This window comes from Alloalcanivorax marinus (assembly GCF_016785095.1).
GTDB lineage: Bacteria > Pseudomonadota > Gammaproteobacteria > Pseudomonadales > Alcanivoracaceae > Alloalcanivorax > Alloalcanivorax marinus_A.
This window is the reverse complement of record NZ_JAEKJB010000006.1, coordinates 191,290-209,523: the sequence shown is the minus strand read 5'-3', so window position 1 is coordinate 209,523 and position 18,234 is coordinate 191,290. Positions and strand designations below refer to the sequence as shown.

Here is an 18,234-nt window from a genome sequence, read left to right as displayed (position 1 = left end):
TGAGGCCCTTACAACGAGCCGCTGGAGGAAATACCGTGACCGCACCCTACCGCAAGGTCCTGGTGGCCATAGATTGCAGCGATGAATCCGCCGAGGTGCTGGCCCGCGCCGCCGGCGTCATCGAGGGCACCGAGGGGGAACTGCATCTGATCCATGTGATCGAGCCGCTGGCCCTGGCCTACGGCGCCGATGTGCCCATGGACGTCACCGATCTGCAGAGCGGCCTGGTGAAACAGGCCCAGGAAACCGCCTGCAAGTACGCGCGCCAGTACCAGGTGCCCAAGGAACGGGTGCACGTGGAGCTGGGCTCCATCGAGAAGACCATCGTCGACAAGGCGGACACCCTGGGCGCCGACCTGATCGTGGTGGGCAGCCACACCCGCAGCGGCCTGGCACTGCTGCTGGGCTCCACCGCCCGGGGGCTGGTGCCCGGCGCCCATTGCGACGTGCTGGCGGTGAAGATGGATCGCAAGAAGAAGGAATAGACCGGCGGCCCGCTCCGCACGGCCCGGGGTGATCGCGGCTGAAGCCGCTCCTACGGGAGCCCCGCCCCACCGTAGGAGCGAATCGCGATCACCGTCAGGTGAGCTGGGCGTTGCCAGTGGTGCCCGGCGGGCAGTGATTCCACCGGTAGAGCAGATCGGCCAGCGCCCGGGCCTGCTCGCGCAACGACACCAGCTCCGCCTCGCTGTCCCGCTGGCCGCTGAACACCGGCACCTTGCGCAGGCCCGCCGCCAGGGCCTGGTCCGGGCTCTGCATGCGCCGCACCTCCACCGCCCAGCGGATCTGATGCACCAGCATGTGGAAAAACGCCAACCGCGTGGCCAGACTGTACGGCGTGTCGCGATCGTCGTCGAAATCCTTGAAATCAAGCCTGGCCAGCACCGCCTCACGGGCGGCGTCCGCCACCCGGATGGTGGCGCCCCGGGTCCGGCCCAGCAGCATGGACAGGGTCCCGAACACCTCCCCCGGGGACACGTAGTAGAGCACCGTCGGCGAGTCCTCGTCGCCCAGCACCACCAATTGACCGCGCAGCAGAAAATACAGGGAAGACGGCACCTCCCCGGCGCGGATCACGGTATCGCCAGGGCCCGCCTCGATGATCTCGGTGCGCGCCAGCAGCCGCGCGCGCTGGTCGGCATCGTCGCGGGCCACCTCGTTGAAAAACGGCACCCCGGCGAGCAGCGCCTCCACCCGGTGGTGATCCGAATCCTGCCAGGATGCATGCTTCATGGTTGCTTCCGATCCCCTTGAAAGACCCAATGCTAGGCGCGGCGACCGACAAAAGCGATGCCCGAACGCGTGAAGGGGCTTTTAAAAGTACTGGACATATAATACTGTTCATATTATCAGTATGGGTCATGACGGGCATGGCCCCAAGGAGGACGTTATGAGCAGCACCCTTACCGCACGCCAGCAGCAGGTACTGGACTGCATCCGTGAATCACGCCAGGAAACCGGCATGGCGCCGACCCGCGCCGAAATCGCCGAACGCATGGGGTTCCAGTCCAAGAACGCCGCCTCCGACCATCTGCGTGCCCTGGAGCGTAAAGGCTATATTCGCCTGCACGGCGACCGCTCGCGGGGCATCCAGCTGCTCGAGGCCGCCCTGGAGGCCGAGGACGAGCTGCCGGTGGTCGGCAAGGTGGCCGCCGGTACGCCCATCGAGGCCATCGAGAATGTGGAGCGCACCGTGCCGGTGCCCCAGGGCCTGTTCCGCCAGCGCCCCACCTACCTGCTCAAGGTACAGGGCGACAGCATGGTCGAGGCCGGCATTTTCGACGGCGACCTGATCGCCGTGCGCAAGAGCCAGACCGCCCGTTCCGGGGAGATCGTGGTGGCGCGCATTGACGACGAGGTCACGGTGAAGACGCTAAGACTGAACAAGTCCAGCGCCACCCTGCTGCCGGCCAACGATGCCTATGAGCCGATCCGGGTGCCCGCCGACGAGCTGATGATCGAAGGTATTTTCGTGGGGCTGATTCGTGACCCGAACCGCCATTAACCGTCTCGCCACGGCGTTCGCGCTGAGCCTCGCCCTGGTCGCCTCCGGCTGCCAGAGCGATCCGGCGCCCGCCTCCGGGACGGCCGATAAGAGCCACGCCATGACGGACACTCGTTTGCTTGCTCCCTGTCCATCGTCGCCCAATTGCGTATCCAGCCTGGCCGACGATGACCGCCACCGGGTGGCGCCGCTACCCGGCGCCGGCCACCGTGATGCCAGCCTGGCGCTGCTCAAGGACACCCTGAGCGAGCTGCCCCGCGTGCAGTTCGAAGCGGTGGGGCCGGCGCGAATCCAGGCTCGCTTCACCTCGCGCCTGATGCGTTTCGTGGACGACGTGACCTTCTACGTACACGAGGACGGGGTGATCGAGGTGCGCTCCGCCTCACGGCTGGGTTACTGGGACCTGGGCGCTAACCGGCGCCGGGTGGAGGACCTGCGCGAGCGGCTGAACCGCCGCCTGACACCGGGGGCCGCCCAGGAGCAGGCGTCATGACCGCGCCGCGATGGGCCGACATCGGCGTCAACCTGGGCGACAAACAATTCCGCGATGACACCGACGCGGTGCTTGAGCGCGCCCGCGAGGCCGGTGTCACGCGGTTGCTGCTCACCGGCACCAGCGTGGCGGAATCCCGCCAGGCCCTGAGCCTGTGCCGGGACTACCCGGATCGGGGGCTGCGCGCCACCGCCGGCATTCACCCCCATAACGCCCGCTTTTTCGACGACGATGCCCTGGCGGAGCTGGGTGCCCTGCTGGACGAACCGGAGGTCACCGCCGCCGGCGAAATGGGCCTGGACTTCAACCGCGATTTTTCGCCGCGCCCGGCCCAGGAGAAGGCCTTCGAGGCCCAGTTGGCCCAGGCCGCGGCCCGGGGGCTACCGGTGTTTCTGCATCAGCGGGACGCCCATGACCGTTTTCTGCCGATGCTCAAGGCCTGGCGCGACCGGCTGCCCGCCGCCGTGGTGCATTGCTTCACCGACAACCGCCGGGCGCTGTACGACTACCTGGACCTGGACTGCCACATCGGCATCACCGGCTGGGTGTGCGACGAACGCCGTGGCCGGGAGCTGGCCGGGCTGGTCCCCGACATCCCCGCCTCCCGGCTGCTGGTGGAAACCGACGCCCCCTACCTGCTGCCCCGGGACCTGCCGGAGCCGCCGCCGGTGAAACGCCGCAATGAACCCTGCCTGCTGCCCTGGATCGGCCGGCGGCTGGCCGCCCTGCGCGGCGAGACCCCGGAGGCCCTGGCCGCCCTCACCTTCGCCAACAGCCGGGTATTGTTCGGCGACCAGGGCGACTAAGCCGCCGAGGGGCCTTCCACGATAATGCCCTGGGCGGCGCAGAAGGCTCGCAGCGCCGGCTCGGTGGCATCCGCCACCGTGAGCCGGGCGGTGACCGCCTGCCCGTAGTCCACCGCCTCCAGGCGAGCGCCGTTCTGATCACACCAGTGGCGCAGGGGTTGCTCGTCGGCGAAGCCCAGGGTCAGGGTAAAGGCGCTTTCCGGCACCTGTTCCACCACCTCCATGGCGGACAACACCGCCTCGGCGGCGCCGGCGTAGGCACGCACCAGCCCGCCGGCGCCCAGCTTGACGCCGCCGAAGTAGCGGATCACCACCACCATGACATCGCCCACGCCCTTGTGCTGAATCACGTTGAAGATCGGTTTGCCGGCGGTGCCGGAGGGTTCGCCGTCGTCGTTCATGGCGCCGTGGCCGGAGTTGGGCGCGCCGATCAGCCAGGCGTGGCAGTGGTGGGTAGCGTCCGGGTAGCGGGCGCGGGCCTCGTCGAGCACGCCCTGCCCTTCCTCCCGGCTGCGCACCGGGCGCAACCAGGCGATAAAGCGGCTTTTATTGATCTCGATCTCGCGGTCCACCGGACCGCCTGGCACCGGATAGGTCACGATACCGTGAGCACCACGGCGCCGTGGGTTTTGCGCGCTTCCATGTCCTGGTGGGCGCGGCCCACGTCCTTGAGGTCGTAGAGCGCCGGGGCGGCGGGGGCCAGGGTGCCGTCCTGGAGGGCGGCGAAGAACTCGGCGGCGACCTGATCGCGGCGCGCCAGGTCACCAATGTAATGGCCAAGCATGGGGCGGGTGACAGTGAGGGAGGCGGCGGCCAGGCGCGGCATGGCCAGCGGCTCCACCGGCCCGGAGGACTGGCCGAAGTTGACCAGATGACCGCGCGGGGCCAGGCAATCCAGGGAGCCATAGAAGGTGTCCTTGCCCACCGAATCATAGGCCACGTCGACTCCCTTGCCGCCGGTGATTTCCTTCACCGCGCCAGCCACGTCCTGCTGGCGGTACAGGATCACATGGTCGCAGCCGCCGGCGCGGGCCTGCTCGGCCTTGGCGTCGCTGCCCACGGTGCCGATGACGGTGGCGCCGAGGCGGTGGGCCCACTGGCACAGCAACTGGCCGACGCCACCGGCGGCGGCCTGGATCAACAGGGTGTGTTCCGGGCGCAAGGCGAACACGTCGGTCATCAACACCCGGGCGGTGAGCCCGCGCACCATCATTCCCGCCACCAGGGTATCGTCCAGCCCGTCCGGCAGAGGCACCGCGTTGTCGGCCTTGATCAACCGTTCTTCCGCGTAGGCGCCGTAGCCGTGGGCAATGTAGGCGACCCGGTCACCGACCCGGAAGCGATCCACGCCCTCGCCCACCGCCAGCACCTCGCCGGCCCCTTCCAGGCCGGGCACGCCGGGTAGCGGCAGGGTCTGGTAAAGGCCGGAGCGCACATAGATGTCGTGGAAGTTGACGCCCACGGCGGTTTGTTTGAGATGCAGCTCGCCGGGGCCGGGCTCGCCTACCTGGATGGATTCGGGTTTCAGAACCTCGGGGCCGCCGGGTTCATGCATGACCATGGCGATCGGCATGGGAACTCCTTGAATCGATTTGATGGGGCGAATTGTAGCATCGGCGCGTGCGGGGTGTTCGACGGCCATCGCGGCTAAAGCCGCTCCTACGGCGACGGCGTGTCTGATTGCGGTAGGAGCGGCTTCAGCCGCGATACCCACCCCGCTAGCGCATGAAGCCTTCCTCGCGCAGCTTGTGAATCCTGTCGCGCACGGCGGCGGCCTGCTCGAACTCCAGGTTCTTGGCGTGCTCCATCATCTCCGCCTCCAGCTTTTCGATGTCCTTGGCCACCTCCGCCGGAGAACGCGCCACGTACTTTTCCTTGTCCTCGGCGACCTTGCGGGTGCGCTTGCGCTCCGGCTGGCCGGCGCCGGTGGTGTAGGCGTCGTCCATGATGTCTCGCACCTGCTTCTTGAGCGCCTGGGGGGTAATGCCCCGTTCCTTGTTATGGGCGATCTGCTTGTCGCGGCGGCGCTCGGTTTCGTCCATGGCGCGGCGCATGGAACCGGTGATCTGGTCGGCGTAAAGAATGGCGCGACCGTTGATGTTGCGCGCCGCCCGGCCAATGGTCTGGATCAACGAGCGCTCTGCGCGCAGGAAACCTTCCTTGTCGGCGTCGAGGATCGCCACCAGGGCCACCTCCGGCATGTCCAGCCCCTCGCGCAGCAGGTTAATGCCCACCAACACGTCGAACTTGCCCAGGCGCAGGTCGCGAATGATCTCCACTCGCTCCACGGTGTCGATGTCGGAGTGCAGGTAGCGCACCTTGACGCCGTGCTCGTTGAGGTACTCGGTGAGGTCCTCGGCCATGCGCTTGGTCAGCGTGGTAACCAGCACCCGCTCGCCTTTCTCCACGGATTCGCGCACCTCGCCGAGCAGGTCGTCCACCTGGCTGCCCGCCGGGCGCACCTCGATGGCCGGGTCCACCAGGCCGGTGGGGCGCACCACCTGTTCCACCACCTGGCCGGCGTACTTCTCTTCATAGGGGCCGGGCGTGGCGGAAACGAACACCATCTGCGGCGCCAGCCGCTCCCATTCCTCGAATTTGAGCGGCCGGTTGTCCAGGGCCGAGGGCAGCCGGAAGCCGAACTCCACCAGGGTTTCCTTGCGCGAACGGTCGCCTTTGTACATGCCGCCAAGCTGGGGAATGGTGACGTGGGATTCGTCGACGATCAGCAGGGCGTCGTCGGGCAGGTAGTCAAACAGGGTGGGCGGCGCCTCGCCGGGCTGGCGACCGGAGAACAGGCGTGAGTAGTTTTCCACGCCATTGCAGTAGCCCAGCTCCTGGAGCATTTCGATGTCGAAGCGGGTGCGCTGCTCCAGCCGCTGGGCTTCCACCAGCTTGTTGTTGTCCTTGAGGATCTTGAGCCGGTCGGCCAGTTCCTCCTTGATCATTTCCACCGCCTTGAGCACGGTTTCCCGGGGCGTGACGTAATGGCTCTTCGGATAGATGGTGATGCGCCCCACTCGCTTGATCACCTCGCCGGTGAGCGGATCGAAGATGCTGATGTCCTCGATCTCGTCGTCGAACAGTTCGATGCGCACCGCCTCTTTCTCTTCCTCCGCCGGGAAGATGTCGATGACATCGCCACGCACCCGGTAGGTGGCGCGGCGGAAATCCATCTCGTTGCGGGTGTACTGCAGCTCCGCCAGGCGGCGCAGCAGATCGCGCTGATCAATATGGTCGCCGCGCACCAGGTGCAGCACCATGGCATGGTAGCTGGCCGGGTCGCCCAGGCCGTAAATGGCGGACACGGTGGCGACGATGATGGTGTCGCGCCGTTCCAGGATCGCCTTGGTGGCGGACAGCCGCATCTGCTCGATGTGCTCGTTCACCGAAGCGTCCTTCTCGATAAAGGTGTCCGAGCTGGGGACGTAAGCCTCCGGCTGGTAGTAATCGTAGTAGGAGACGAAGTACTCCACCGCGTTCTCCGGGAAGAACGCCTTGAACTCCCCGTAGAGCTGGGCGGCCAGGGTCTTGTTGGGTGCCAGGATGATGGTGGGCCGCTGCACCTCCTGGATCACGTTGGCCATGGTGAAGGTCTTGCCGGAGCCGGTCACGCCGAGCAGGGTCTGATGGCCCAGACCGTCGTGAATGCCTTCCACCAGGCCGGCGATGGCGGTGGGCTGGTCGCCGGCGGGCTGGTACTCCGAATGCAGGTTGAACGCGGTGTCTGCCATCGTCGTCTCTGTAAAATTAGGAAAACTGTTGGCGCCGAATCCGGCGGCGGCGGGCGCGCCCCGGGGCCACGCCGAACCAGGGCTGGCGGTAGTCGTCTGACCACCTGATGGCGGTGATCGGGATCGCCCGTGGCCTAGGAGGTGGCGGCGGAATACGGTAATATCAATGACCCACTCCGCGCCACCAGCGCGGCCAGTACTCATTAGAGAAATGAGGAGTGCATGTCCGATATCAACCTTTCCGACCGCGTGCAACGCATCAAGCCTTCCCCGACACTGGCGATCACTTCCAAGGCAGCGGAACTGCGAGCCGAGGGCAAGGATATCATCGGCCTGGGCGCGGGCGAGCCGGATTTCGATACCCCGGATCATATCAAACAGGCCGCGATCGACGCGATTAACGCCGGCAAGACCAAGTACACCCCCGTGGACGGCACTCCCGGCCTGAAAAAGGCCATTATCAACAAGTTCAAGAACGAGAACGGCCTCGACTACGAGCCCGCTCAGATTCTGGTGTCCAGCGGCGGCAAGCAGAGCTTCTTCAACATGGCCCTGGCGCTGCTCAACGACGGCGACGAGGCGATCATCCCGGCGCCTTACTGGGTCAGCTACCCGGACATGGTGAAAGTGGCCGGCGGCGTGCCCGTGGTACTGGAAACCGACGTGGACAGCCGCTTCAAGATCACCCCGGAGCAGTTGGAAGCGGCGATCACGCCGAAAACCCGTCTGTTCGTGATCAACAGCCCGTCCAACCCGTCCGGTATGGCCTACTCCAAGGAAGAGCTGGCCGCCCTGGGCGCGGTGCTGGAGAAGCACCCGGACATCGTGGTCGCCACCGACGACATGTACGAGCACATCCTGTGGACCGGCAAGCCGTTCGTGAACATCGTCAACGCCTGCCCGGCGCTGTATGACCGCACCGTGGTGATGAACGGCGTCTCCAAGGCCTACTCCATGACCGGCTGGCGGATCGGCTACGCCGGCGGCCCGCAAAAACTGATCGCGGCCATGAAGAAGGTGCAGAGCCAGTCCACCTCCAACCCGGCCTCCATCAGCCAGGCCGCCGCCGAGGCCGCCCTGGCCGGTGACCAGCAGTGCGTGAAGGACATGGTCAAGGCCTTCAAGGAGCGCCACGACTATGTAGTGGACGCGCTCAACAAGCTGCCGGGCGTCACCTGCGCCGCCGGCGACGGCACCTTCTATGCCTTCCCGGACTTCTCCGGCGCCATCGCCACCATGGACGGGGTGGAAAGCTGCACCGACCTGGCCGCCAAGCTCCTGGAGACCGCGGAAGTGGCCCTGGTACCCGGCTCCGCCTTCGGTGCCCCGGGCTGCCTGCGGCTGTCCTTCGCCACCGGCATGGACACCCTGAAAGAGGCGATTCGTCGCATCGAGCAAGCGCTGTCTAAATAAGCAGCAAACGGTCCCCCGGGTGTTGACGCCCCCGGGGGCCGCCACTACTATACGCGCCTCAAGTTATTCCGCCTTAGCTCAGTTGGTAGAGCAGCTGACTGTTAATCAGCGGGTCGCTGGTTCGAGCCCAGCAGGCGGAGCCAAATAGAAGGGCCTACCCATCGGGTAGGCCCTTTTTTTATGCCCGCTGCCTGGGTGGGCCGGTTTGGCAGCGGGGCTACCATGACCGGGCGTTACGCCGTGAGGCCGATCCGTTGCCGACGGCCCGTTATGTGGTGGCCAACCCGGTTCGAGCCGTGCTGGTCACCGCCTCGTCATACTTCCTCCCTATGGTGCTTTTTTCCTAATCGGGCGCTCGCCCCTTTTTACCTGGAGAAGTACCCATGAACGTTCGCGCTGATTCCCCCTTTTCCCGTCGCGCGCGCTGGTCGCTGCTGGCCTGCGCCGTGGCCCTGAGTGCCTGCGGCGGCGACAGCGACAATGACCCGGTCGGCGACGCCGACCCCGAGCCGACCCCGCCGGTAGCCCGCGCCGGCGGCTGGACCCACGGCGACCTGCACGTTCACACCTACCAATCCGATGATGCCCAGGTATCGCTGCAAAGCGTGCTCGACGATGGCTTCGACCACTACGGCCTGGATTGGATGGCACTGTCCAACCACCTGCGACTGTCCGGCCGGGACCATACCGGCAGCGCCCTGCAGGGCGGCGCGATTCCCTTCTCCCGGGGGCTGGTGGAATATGAAAAGCCCTATGTGGAACAGGCCCAGGCCGAGGGCCGCTACGAGGGCAAGACCATCTTCTCCACGGTGGAATGGGACATGCCCACCCATGACCACGTGAACATCGGCATCGGCATGGAAGCGCCCTACGCCGAGGACAATCTGCGCGCCGTGGCGGAGTTTGAGTACCTGTTCACCAACCGCGACCCGGCCCTGTTCGACGCCGGACTGGTGGATTCCCTGAGCGACCAGACCCGCGCCTACTCCACCCATGAAGACTCACTCAAAGCCATCGAATGGTTGCGCGACCACCACCCCGACAGCTACATGCTGCTTAATCATCCGAACCGCTACATGAATAAGTACACGGTGGCCCAGCTCCGCGAAATGAACGACCTGGCACCGGAGATTTTCTTCAGTATCGAGGGCATGGTCGGCAACCAGATGGAGCCGGACCGGGGCGGCTATGTGGAAGCCTACACCGATGCCAACCTGGCCTCCCGCACCTATGGCGGCACCGACTACATCGTCGCCACGCTGGGCGGGCCCTGGGATGCGCTGCTTGGCGAGGGGCGCCGGATCTGGACCGTGGCCAACTCCGACTACCACTTCACCACCGCCCAGGGTCGCTACAGCAGTGGCTATGCGCCGGGGGAGTATGCCAAGACCTACGTCTGGCTGGACGACGACGCCCGCACCCCGGCGGACCTGCTGGAAGCCCTGCGCGGCGGCCGCCTGTTCGGTGTGTTCGGCGATCTGATCGATGCCCTCTCCTTCCAGGCGCAAGCCGGTGACGACGCCGCCATGATGGGAGACGCACTGGCGGTGGACCGGGGCGAGCAGGTCACGGTGACGATCCGCTTCCGTAGCCCGGAGCGCAACAACTACGAGTACCCGCTGGAGAGCGGCCACCTGGTGCAGGCCCGTCCTGTGGTCGATCACGTGGACCTGATCGTCGGTGATGTCAGCGCCCCGGCGACGCCGGGCAGCGCCGCCTACCAAAGCGCCGAAAACCCCAGCACCCGGGTACTGGCGCGCTTCAATGCCAACGACTGGAGCGTGGACGAGGACGGCTTCGCCACCATCACCCATACCCTCACGGTAACCGGCGATCAGTACCTGCGTCTGCGCGGCACCAACCTGGCGCCGGACGTGGACGGCGAGACCCAGGACGGCGAGCCCCTGCCTGATCGGAAGGTCGATCTGGCCAGTGACGCCGCCCGCTTCGACGCCATCAACGCGCGCAACTACAACGACCTCTGGTTCTACTCCAATCCGATCTTCCTGACCCTCGGGGATTGACCCGCCCGCCGCCGCCGGCTGACCCGGCGGCGGCCATTTACGCTTCGTGACGGGGTCTTCATTGAGCCTGATACGGGCCGTGTTAAACTTGCGCGATCCTCCGGCTGTTCCAGGGACCGCATGCAGCAGCAACATTCCGTCCATGCCGCGCCGTCGCGCCACGACCGCTGGTATGAAAAACTGTTTCTCAGCCCGGTTCTGGGGCACGCGGCCGGCCTGGGTATTCTGATCGCCGGGGCCCAGTTCCTGAGCTATCAGGGTGCCCCCCGCGACGAGAATCAGGCCACCACGCTGATGCTGCTGGCCAGCATTTACCTGATCAGCATTTACCTGAGCCAGCACATCGGTCGCTTCGCCGGCGGGCGCGCCCTGGCCTGGACGCTGGGCACCACCCTGCTTTCCGCCGGGCTGGTGATCACCGTGGTGCTGCTATGCCGCATCGGCTACGCGCGCACCTCCCTGGTGGTCGGCATGGGGCTGCTGCTGGGACTTCAGACCTTGTCGATTCTGATCAACCGCCGTTTCCGGCATCTGAAGCTGGCGGTGGTGCCCTCCGCCCTGGTCGGCGAGATGCCACGCACCCGCAATGTTCAATGGCGTTATCTGGCCCAACCGGAACTGGGTGACTGCCGCTATGACGGCCTGGTGGTGGACATGGGCGCCCGGCTGGATGACGACTGGATTCGCTTTATCAGCCATTGCAGCATCGCCGGGCTGCCGGTGCTGGACAGCGGCAAGGTGCTGGAGGCGATTCAGGGCAAGGTCGATCTGACCCGCCTGAAGAGCAAGGACCTGGGCACCCTGCAACCATCACCGGTGTACCTGTCCGCCAAGCGCGCCCTGGATCTGGTGCTGTCGTTGCTGATGCTGCCGTTGATCATCCCGGTGTGCCTGGTGGTGGCGCTGTTGATCCGGCTGGATTCGCCGGGGCCGGCGCTGTTCGTGCAGGAGCGCGTGGGCCGGGGCAACCGGGTGTTCCGCATGTACAAGTTCCGCTCCATGCGCCCGGATGATGGCCGCGAGCCCCAGTTCGCCGACGAGGACGCCCACCGCATCACCCGGCTGGGGGCGTTCATCCGCAAGTTTCGCATCGACGAGTTGCCGCAGATTTTCAACGTGCTGCGCGGCGACATGAGCCTGATCGGCCCGCGCCCGGAGCAGCCCGGCTTCGTCGAGCGCTTCGAGCAGGAAGTGCCCTTCTACAGCTACCGCCATATCATCCGCCCGGGCATTACCGGCTGGGCCCAGGTGGCCCATGGCTACGCCACGGATACCGAATCCACCCGCCAGAAAGTGGAGCACGACTTCTACTACATCAAGAACCTTTCCCTGGGCCTGGATCTGCTGATCCTGATGCGCACCGTGAGAACCGTGTTCACCGGCTTCGGAGCCCTCTGAGCGATGCCGGATACCCACGGCACCGGGATTCCGATCTCGGTCATCATCCCCATGTACCAGCACTGGGAGCTGGCACCCACTCTGATCGCGGCGCTGGACGCCCAGACCCTGCCCAAGGACCGCTGGGAATGCTTCATCGTCGACAACGGTTCCGACCAGGTGCCGGACCCGGCCACCCTGCCCGACTTCGTGACCCTGCTGGAGTGCCCCCGACCGGGTTCCTACGCAGCCCGCAACACCGCCCTGGAACGAGCCAGCGGTGAGCTATTGGTGTTCACCGACGCCGATTGCCGACCACGGCCGGATTGGCTCGAACGGCACTGGGCGCGGCACCGGGAGAACCCGGGGGGCCGACTGATCGCCGGCGGCGTACGGGTCTGCAAGTTCGACGCGGCGCCGCCCAACGCGGTGGAGACCTACGACACCGCCATGGGAATTCCCCAGGCGCGCTACGCGCGACGCGGCTACGCGGCCACCGCCAACCTGGCGGTGCCACGCACCGCCTTCGAGCGCCTGGGTCCATTCGACGCGGCACGCTTTTCCGGTGGTGACGCGGAATTCTGCCTGCGCGCCGGTGCCGCCGGCATCCCTCTGTTCTACGACGCGGAGGCGGCGGTGGATCACCCGGCGCGCCGGGACTGGCCGGAGCTGACCACCAAACTGAAACGGGTCAAGGGCGGCCAGATACGCTCCGGCCCATGGAAAAGGCGGCTGAAGTTTCTGATCAAGACCTTCGTGCCGCCGGTGTGGGCGTTCTGGTACGCGCTCCGTAGCGACAAGGTTACGCCCCGGCAAAAGCTCACCGTGCTGCGGGTACAAACCGCCCTGTGGTTCGTGGAGATGGCCGAAACCCTGCGCCTGCTGTGCAACGGACGCATGGAGCGTCGCTAATGAGCCCCAGCGTTTCCATCATCACCCCCTGCTATAACGCCGCCGACACCCTGCCGGAAACCGTGGGCTCGATCCTGGCTCAGGATTTTGGTGACTGGGAGTTGCTGCTGGTGGACGATTGCTCCACCGACGCTACCGAGGCGGTGGCCCGTGGCTTCGCCGAGCGGGACGCCCGGGTTCGCTACGTGCGCATGGTGGAAAACGGCGGCGCGGCGCGGGCCCGCAACCGCGGCATCGAGCTGGCGCGCGGACGCTATATCGCTTTTCTGGACGCCGACGACGCATGGGTGCCGGAGAAGCTGTCCGGCCAGTTGGCGCTAATGCGCGAACGGGGCTGGCCGCTCACCTTCACCGCCTATCACAAGGTGGATGGCGCGGAACGCCAGCTTGGCCGGGTGGGTGTGCCGGAACGGGTCGACTATCGGCAACTGCTGAAGACCAACTACATCGGCTGCTCCACCGCCATTTACGACAGCGAAACCCTGGGCAAGGTCGCCATGCCGGACATTCGCCGGCGCCAGGACTTCGGCCTGTGGCTGCGCCTGCTCAAGCGCACGCCCTATGCCTATGGCATCGACCGCGCCTGGACCCGCTACCGAATTCGCGAGCAGTCATTGTCCGCCAACAAGACCCGTAGCGCCGGCTACAACTGGCGGTTATATCGGGAAGTGGAGGGTCTTTCCGTGCCGGTAAGCCTCTATTATTTCAGCCACTATGCCCTGCGTGGCCTGCTGCGAAGCCGGCTGCCGCGCCTGGCGCGCCGGCTGGGCTGGTTGTCCTAGGCGGCATCCAGGGAGCGCCGGCCGCCCTGGCACATCCGCACCACGCTCTCATGGGGCCGGTCATAGCGGCGCAGCATGGCATCCCCCAATGCCATGCCCAGCACTTTCAGATACGTCCCCGGCGCCTGATAGAAACGAGCCTTGAGCACCCATTGCAGGATTTTCAGCGGCGCGATGCCCCAGAACAGCCAGCCGGCGGCCGCATGGTAGACGCGCAGGCCGTTACGATAGGTGTAGTAGGCTTTCCATAATGGCCGGTACACCGGTTCGTCGTTATCGAAGGTGCTGCAATCGTGGGTGAAGCGTACCCAGGGCAGGAAACGGATACGGCCACCGGCACGGCGAATGTTCAGCGAATAGAGCACGTCGTCGCCGTAGATGAACAACTCCCCCGCCGGCAACCCCACCTCCTGCAGTAATTCGCCACGCAGGAAGAAGCCCACGAAGGAGGTGGCGTCCACGGATACCGGTCGCGCGGCGCGGTAATCCCGGTCGTCGATATGAAAGCCGTCGCGCCCGCCCAGCAGCGTGCGACAGAACAGCCGCCAGTGCCAGAACGGGTTGCGGCTGGGCCGGTTCATCTCGCAGATGCGGCCATCCGGGTAATAGACCGCCGCCGCCGCCGCGTCGACACCTTCCAGATCGGACTCCAGAAACGCCCGGAAAGCGCCGGGCTGAGGGTGGGCATCGTCATCGAAGCAGACGATCCACTCCGGCCGATAGCGGGCCTGGGCATGCCAGAACCCCACTTCGAAGCCACCGGCACCGCCCAGATTGCGCGGCGTATGCAGCACATCCAGGCGTTCGTGGCGCTCGGCCTGCTCGCGCAGCCATTCGCGGGTGCCATCGGTGGAGCCGTTGTCCACCACCAGCACCGCGTCGCAGTCTTCCTGCAGCAGCGCAGCCACGCAAGTACGCAGATGGTCAAGGCGGTTGAAGGTGACCACCACGGCGGCCAGTCGGTTGTTCATGCGTGCACCTCTCGTTGTGCGGGGGACGAACCTCTCGGGTTCACAGTGGCCGGGTAAAGAAAGCCGGCTGAGGTTCCCCGCGCGCCTGGCGGTCCAGGAAGGCGCGCGCTGTGTCCAGGGCTTCGCGGATGGTCACATCCATGTCCAGGTAGCGGTAGGTACCCAGGCGACCGACGAAGGTCACGCCCTCGGCGTGTTCCGCCTTGTCCACGTAGCGCGACAGCATCGCCTTCTCGTTGACCAGCCGGATCGGATAATAGGGAATGTCGTCCGGCCCGCAGGCGCGACTGTATTCCCGGTAGCAGACACTGGCGCGGTGCTCTTCCCACGGGGAGAAATGCTTGTGCTCGGTGATGCGCGTGTACGGCACCGACTCGTCGCCGTAGTTCATCACCGCGCAGCCCTGATAATCGCCGTCATGGGTAAAGCGCTCGAAATCCAGGGTGCGATACCCCAGGCGTCCCTCGCTGTAACCGAAGTAACCGTCCAGGGGCCCGGAATAGAACACATGGTCGTAATCCCGCGCCATGGCCGGATCAAAGGCGGTGTTCAGATGCACTCGCAGGCGCGGATGATCCAGGATGCCCTCCACCAGTGGCGTATAGCCGTGCTCCGGCATGCCTTGGAAGCGATGGAAGAAATAGTTGTCGTTGTAGTTGAACCGCACCGGCAACCGTTTAAGGATGCTGGCCGGCAGCTCCGACGGATCGCAGCCCCACTGCTTCTTGGTGTAGCCGTGAAAAAACGCCTTGTACAGATCCGGGCCGACGAAACGCATACCCTGTTCCTCGAAGGTCGCCGGTCGCTCAATGTCGGTGGCCGCCTGGGACTCGATGAATTCCCGGGCTTCTTCCGGCCGCAGGCTGGTACCGAAGAACTGATTGATGGTGTGCAGGTTGATCGGCAGCAGATAGACCCGCCCGCCCACCGTGCTCTTGACCCGGTTTACATAGGGCATGAACGTGGAAAAGTGGCGCACGTAATCCCACACTTCCTGATCATCGGTGTGAAAAATATGCGGCCCGTAGACGTGCACCATGACCCCGGTTTCCGGGTCCCGTTCGGTGTGGCAGTTACCCGCGATATGATCGCGCTGCTCCACCAGGGTCACGGAATGGCCCGCCTTGGCCAGTTCCCGACCGATTACCGCGCAGGAAAAGCCCGCGCCCACCATCAAGATATTCATACTGCCTCCCTTTGTGCGGTCGACACCGTCTCACGCCCGGCGTACAGGGCTCGTAATTGATCCAGGTGCTCATCCATGGTCACCGGCGCTGATGCATGACCCCAGAAATCCACGAGACGGCCCGGATGCTCGACGAAACGAGTCACCCGGTTAATGAATGCATCGGCATCGCCGGCGCGAAAAACGAAATCGGGATTCTTGCCACCCAGCTCCTGGGCCCCACCCAGGTTGCTTGCCAACACCGGAACCTGATGGCAGAGCGCCTCGATCGCCACTTGTGGAAGGTTGTCTTCCCACAGCACCGGTACCACCGCCAGGTCGATCCTTTCGTACAAATCGTCAAGGGTGTCATGGTTGTAACCGTCGGCGTAGTCGATTGACTTGAACTTCTCGGCGAGCAAATTGAGCCTCTGCCAGGCAGCCGGGTCCGCGAACCGGGCGGCGATCACCAGTTTTACCCGGGCGGCCAGTTCCGCGGGAAACGCCTCAAGCGCTTCAAGCAGAAAATAGAAACCTTTGTCGCGACGCATATAGCCCAGGTAGCCCAGGCTGATGTGATCACGTCCCGCCAGCCGGCGGGCAAGCGCCTCCGTATCCGGTGCCTGATATTCCTCGGCCACGCGGGTGCCGATGTAGGACGTGGTGATCAACCTTTCGTCAATGCCGAAGCGGGCCGCTACTTCCTTTACCCGTTCCGATACCGCCAGTACCTGGTCACAGTACTCATTGATGTACTGGCAGAACCGCTCCCGTCGGTGAGCAAAATAGGCACTGCGTGGCGGCGATTCCGGTACCAGCCGGATCAGGCCACTACCGTTATCCGCGCTGGTGTCCGCGTCCCGCTCTCCCTTGATCCTGGCCAGAAGCCGCTTGCCGAGACGGTATACGCCTGGCGCGTAACGAAACGCCAGATTAAACAGGCGTGTCCCTGGCATGATACCCAAGCGTTTCAGCATCGAGGCCAGAGCATTGGCCTTACGAGCACCGCCACTGTTTGGTTCAAACATCAGGCAAGTGGCGCATTTACGTCCGCCATCGTAGTCGGTGCAGTTCTCGCGCTCCTGGAACCAAAGATTCACCTGTGGGCACACCGCGAAATAGTTATGCAGCGAATAAATAAAGCGAGTGTTCGGATAATGACGTTTTAGCGCCAGAACCTCGGCGGGCAACCCCTCCAGGTTATTGAAGTGAATCACGTCGAAGGGACCTTCCCGATCCAGGAAATCACGGAAAGCGGCGGTGGTGGCCGGCGCCTGCACCGACGCTTCGCTATGGAAGCTCAGGTGGCCTGGCGAAAGCACCTCGGAATTGACCAGCTCGAACCTACGCACCGGACCATCGGCCTTGATCTCGCGAACATGAGGCGCCTTGTGGCTAAGGTCATAGGCAATTCCGGAAGCGATAAAACTAACGTCCTGTCCATCGCCTCCGGCCAGGGAGTGAATCAGATTCTTCTGATACACACTGACGCCACCGCCGCGTTTTTCGGGGTCCAGGTAATCAACCCAGTTGTAGTAAAGAATTCGCATGGCTTTCCTTCAGGGACCGACCCGTTCGGAAACTTGGCTCTCCAAAGCTTCCAGACGGTTCATGGTGTCGTTGAGGGTGTTGACCAGGTAATAGAGGGCGTCCTCAGAAAAAGGGGCTCGCCCGTCGTCCTCACCGCGGTAATGCAGCGCGGGATAGAGATCCAGGTGGTAACGTGCCCGTAACCGGTTCATCTTTCGGTTGTGATCCTCCACTTCCGCCTGAGACAAAGCGGCCGCCCGGTACTTACTCCCGGGCATGGACATCAACAGCCCAACAAGATGTTCGTTGCGCCCCGTCTTTCCCACCGGCGCGATCCGATTAAGGCAATAGAAACATTCCACCGCCTCAGCAGAGATGGATTCGTTGAACCGCATTTCCTCCATACCGAGTGCGGCCAGTCCTGGTAGACCGGCTAGCGCCAACAGAGTATCGGTCAGGCCGGTTTGTAGAGCGTCTTCGAAACGCACCAGGCTGACGCGGCGCTTACCGAAAGCCTCCAGCCATGCCACGGGAAAATCGAACAGACGTTGAATCGCCACCGTATACGGTGTGGGTCGCGCACGAATGCCCACCTTTGCGCATTGCTGGGAATCGGAAGCGATCCAGGATTCAATCTGGCGTACGAAGTACACCACCTGGACTTCGCCAAGGGGCGCCAGCCAATCACGAAGCGCCTCGATAGCGTGGGACGGCAGCATTGAAAGATGCTCCGCCGAGATCATTACCCACGGGCATGGGGTGTTCTCGATCTCCGCGCGCACCACGTCCAGGGTGTGGCGATTGCGGGCATCCACCTGAGCTCGATCAAGGCCCCGGCGACGGTTCTCGAACCACTCCCATGGTTCATCCATGAACGCCGAATACAGATCCCAATGGTTGGCGCCAATGGACAGGTAATGCAGGCCCGCCTCCGTCAATCGGTGACGTTGCCGGAAGAGGGTTTCCTGAATCGTGGAACTGCCGGTCTTGTGGGTGCCGACGTGCAAAATAATACGTTTCAT

17 protein-coding genes and 1 tRNA gene are annotated in these 18,234 nt (G+C 64.7%); 10 read left to right on the top strand and 8 right to left on the bottom strand.

Annotation, left to right across the window (positions count from 1 at the left end):
• Positions 1-35: 35 nt before the first annotated feature.
• Positions 36-485, top strand: a complete 450-nt coding sequence (locus JF515_RS06630) for a universal stress protein (protein WP_203102299.1) — start codon at positions 36-38, stop codon at positions 483-485.
• Between the two features lie 94 nt (positions 486-579).
• Here the strand turns inward: JF515_RS06630 and JF515_RS06625 are convergent, their stop codons facing one another.
• On the bottom strand, positions 580-1,233 hold the full coding sequence (locus JF515_RS06625; RefSeq protein WP_203102297.1) for a cyclic nucleotide-binding domain-containing protein: 654 nt from the start codon (positions 1,231-1,233) through the stop codon (positions 580-582).
• A 157-nt stretch (positions 1,234-1,390) separates the two neighbouring features.
• Between JF515_RS06625 and lexA the strand changes: the two genes are divergently transcribed.
• The 3 genes from lexA to JF515_RS06610 are packed head-to-tail and all read left to right on the top strand — an operon-like array spanning position 1,391 to position 3,304.
• Positions 1,391-2,005 (top strand): transcriptional repressor LexA, encoded by a 615-nt coding sequence (gene lexA, locus JF515_RS06620; protein WP_203102295.1) that lies wholly within the window; start codon positions 1,391-1,393, stop codon positions 2,003-2,005.
• Complete coding sequence (locus JF515_RS06615) at positions 1,986-2,498, top strand: DUF1499 domain-containing protein (RefSeq protein ID WP_338015180.1); 513 nt, start codon at positions 1,986-1,988, stop codon at positions 2,496-2,498. Before lexA ends, JF515_RS06615 begins: the two co-directional genes overlap by 20 nt.
• Entirely contained in the window at positions 2,495-3,304 is an 810-nt protein-coding gene (locus tag JF515_RS06610) for a TatD family hydrolase (protein WP_203102293.1), read from the top strand. Before JF515_RS06615 ends, JF515_RS06610 begins: the two co-directional genes overlap by 4 nt.
• Here JF515_RS06610 and JF515_RS06605 read toward each other — a convergent pair.
• The 3 genes from JF515_RS06605 to uvrB all read right to left on the bottom strand — a co-directional run bounded on the left by JF515_RS06605 (position 3,301) and on the right by uvrB (position 7,038).
• Positions 3,301-3,876 carry a YigZ family protein gene (locus JF515_RS06605; protein WP_338015179.1) on the bottom strand — a complete coding sequence of 192 codons (576 nt, stop codon included), beginning with the start codon at positions 3,874-3,876 and terminating at the stop codon, positions 3,301-3,303. The two genes, JF515_RS06610 and JF515_RS06605, sit on opposite strands and share 4 nt — an antisense overlap.
• A gap of 23 nt (positions 3,877-3,899) precedes the next feature.
• Positions 3,900-4,877 carry a quinone oxidoreductase family protein gene (locus tag JF515_RS06600; protein ID WP_203102291.1) on the bottom strand — a complete coding sequence of 326 codons (978 nt, stop codon included), beginning with the start codon at positions 4,875-4,877 and terminating at the stop codon, positions 3,900-3,902.
• A 145-nt stretch (positions 4,878-5,022) separates the two neighbouring features.
• Entirely contained in the window at positions 5,023-7,038 is a 2,016-nt protein-coding gene (gene uvrB, locus JF515_RS06595; protein ID WP_203102289.1) for an excinuclease ABC subunit UvrB, read from the bottom strand.
• 222 nt (positions 7,039-7,260) lie between these two features.
• On the opposite strand from uvrB, the gene JF515_RS06590 reads away from it, so the two are divergent.
• The 6 genes from JF515_RS06590 to JF515_RS06565 all read left to right on the top strand — a co-directional run bounded on the left by JF515_RS06590 (position 7,261) and on the right by JF515_RS06565 (position 13,546).
• Positions 7,261-8,451, top strand: coding sequence for a pyridoxal phosphate-dependent aminotransferase (locus tag JF515_RS06590; protein WP_203102287.1), 1,191 nt, complete (start codon positions 7,261-7,263; stop codon positions 8,449-8,451).
• A gap of 67 nt (positions 8,452-8,518) precedes the next feature.
• Positions 8,519-8,594: transfer RNA gene (locus JF515_RS06585), tRNA-Asn, on the top strand.
• Positions 8,595-8,834: 240 nt separating this feature from the next.
• Positions 8,835-10,475: an S-layer protein gene (locus JF515_RS06580; RefSeq protein WP_203102285.1), complete on the top strand. Its 1,641-nt coding sequence runs from the start codon at positions 8,835-8,837 to the stop codon at positions 10,473-10,475.
• Between the two features lie 120 nt (positions 10,476-10,595).
• Positions 10,596-11,873, top strand: coding sequence for an exopolysaccharide biosynthesis polyprenyl glycosylphosphotransferase (locus JF515_RS06575; protein ID WP_203102283.1), 1,278 nt, complete (start codon positions 10,596-10,598; stop codon positions 11,871-11,873).
• A gap of 3 nt (positions 11,874-11,876) precedes the next feature.
• On the top strand, positions 11,877-12,764 hold the full coding sequence (locus JF515_RS06570; protein WP_203102272.1) for a glycosyltransferase family 2 protein: 888 nt from the start codon (positions 11,877-11,879) through the stop codon (positions 12,762-12,764).
• Entirely contained in the window at positions 12,764-13,546 is a 783-nt protein-coding gene (locus JF515_RS06565) for a glycosyltransferase family 2 protein (protein WP_203102270.1), read from the top strand. Before JF515_RS06570 ends, JF515_RS06565 begins: the two co-directional genes overlap by 1 nt.
• Here the strand turns inward: JF515_RS06565 and JF515_RS06560 are convergent.
• From JF515_RS06560 to JF515_RS06545, 4 genes are read right to left on the bottom strand one after another with little or no spacing between them, the layout of a single operon-like run.
• A complete protein-coding gene (locus tag JF515_RS06560; protein WP_203102268.1) occupies positions 13,543-14,517 on the bottom strand; it encodes a glycosyltransferase in 975 nt (324 codons plus the stop codon). The genes JF515_RS06565 and JF515_RS06560 overlap by 4 nt on opposite strands.
• Positions 14,518-14,557: 40 nt before the next feature.
• Positions 14,558-15,703 carry a UDP-galactopyranose mutase gene (gene glf / locus JF515_RS06555; protein WP_203102266.1) on the bottom strand — a complete coding sequence of 382 codons (1,146 nt, stop codon included), beginning with the start codon at positions 15,701-15,703 and terminating at the stop codon, positions 14,558-14,560.
• On the bottom strand, positions 15,700-17,232 hold the full coding sequence (locus JF515_RS06550; protein ID WP_203102256.1) for a glycosyltransferase: 1,533 nt from the start codon (positions 17,230-17,232) through the stop codon (positions 15,700-15,702). The genes glf and JF515_RS06550 overlap by 4 nt, the downstream gene beginning before the upstream one ends.
• Positions 17,233-17,241: 9 nt before the next feature.
• Positions 17,242-18,234: a hypothetical protein gene (locus tag JF515_RS06545; protein ID WP_203102254.1), complete on the bottom strand. Its 993-nt coding sequence runs from the start codon at positions 18,232-18,234 to the stop codon at positions 17,242-17,244.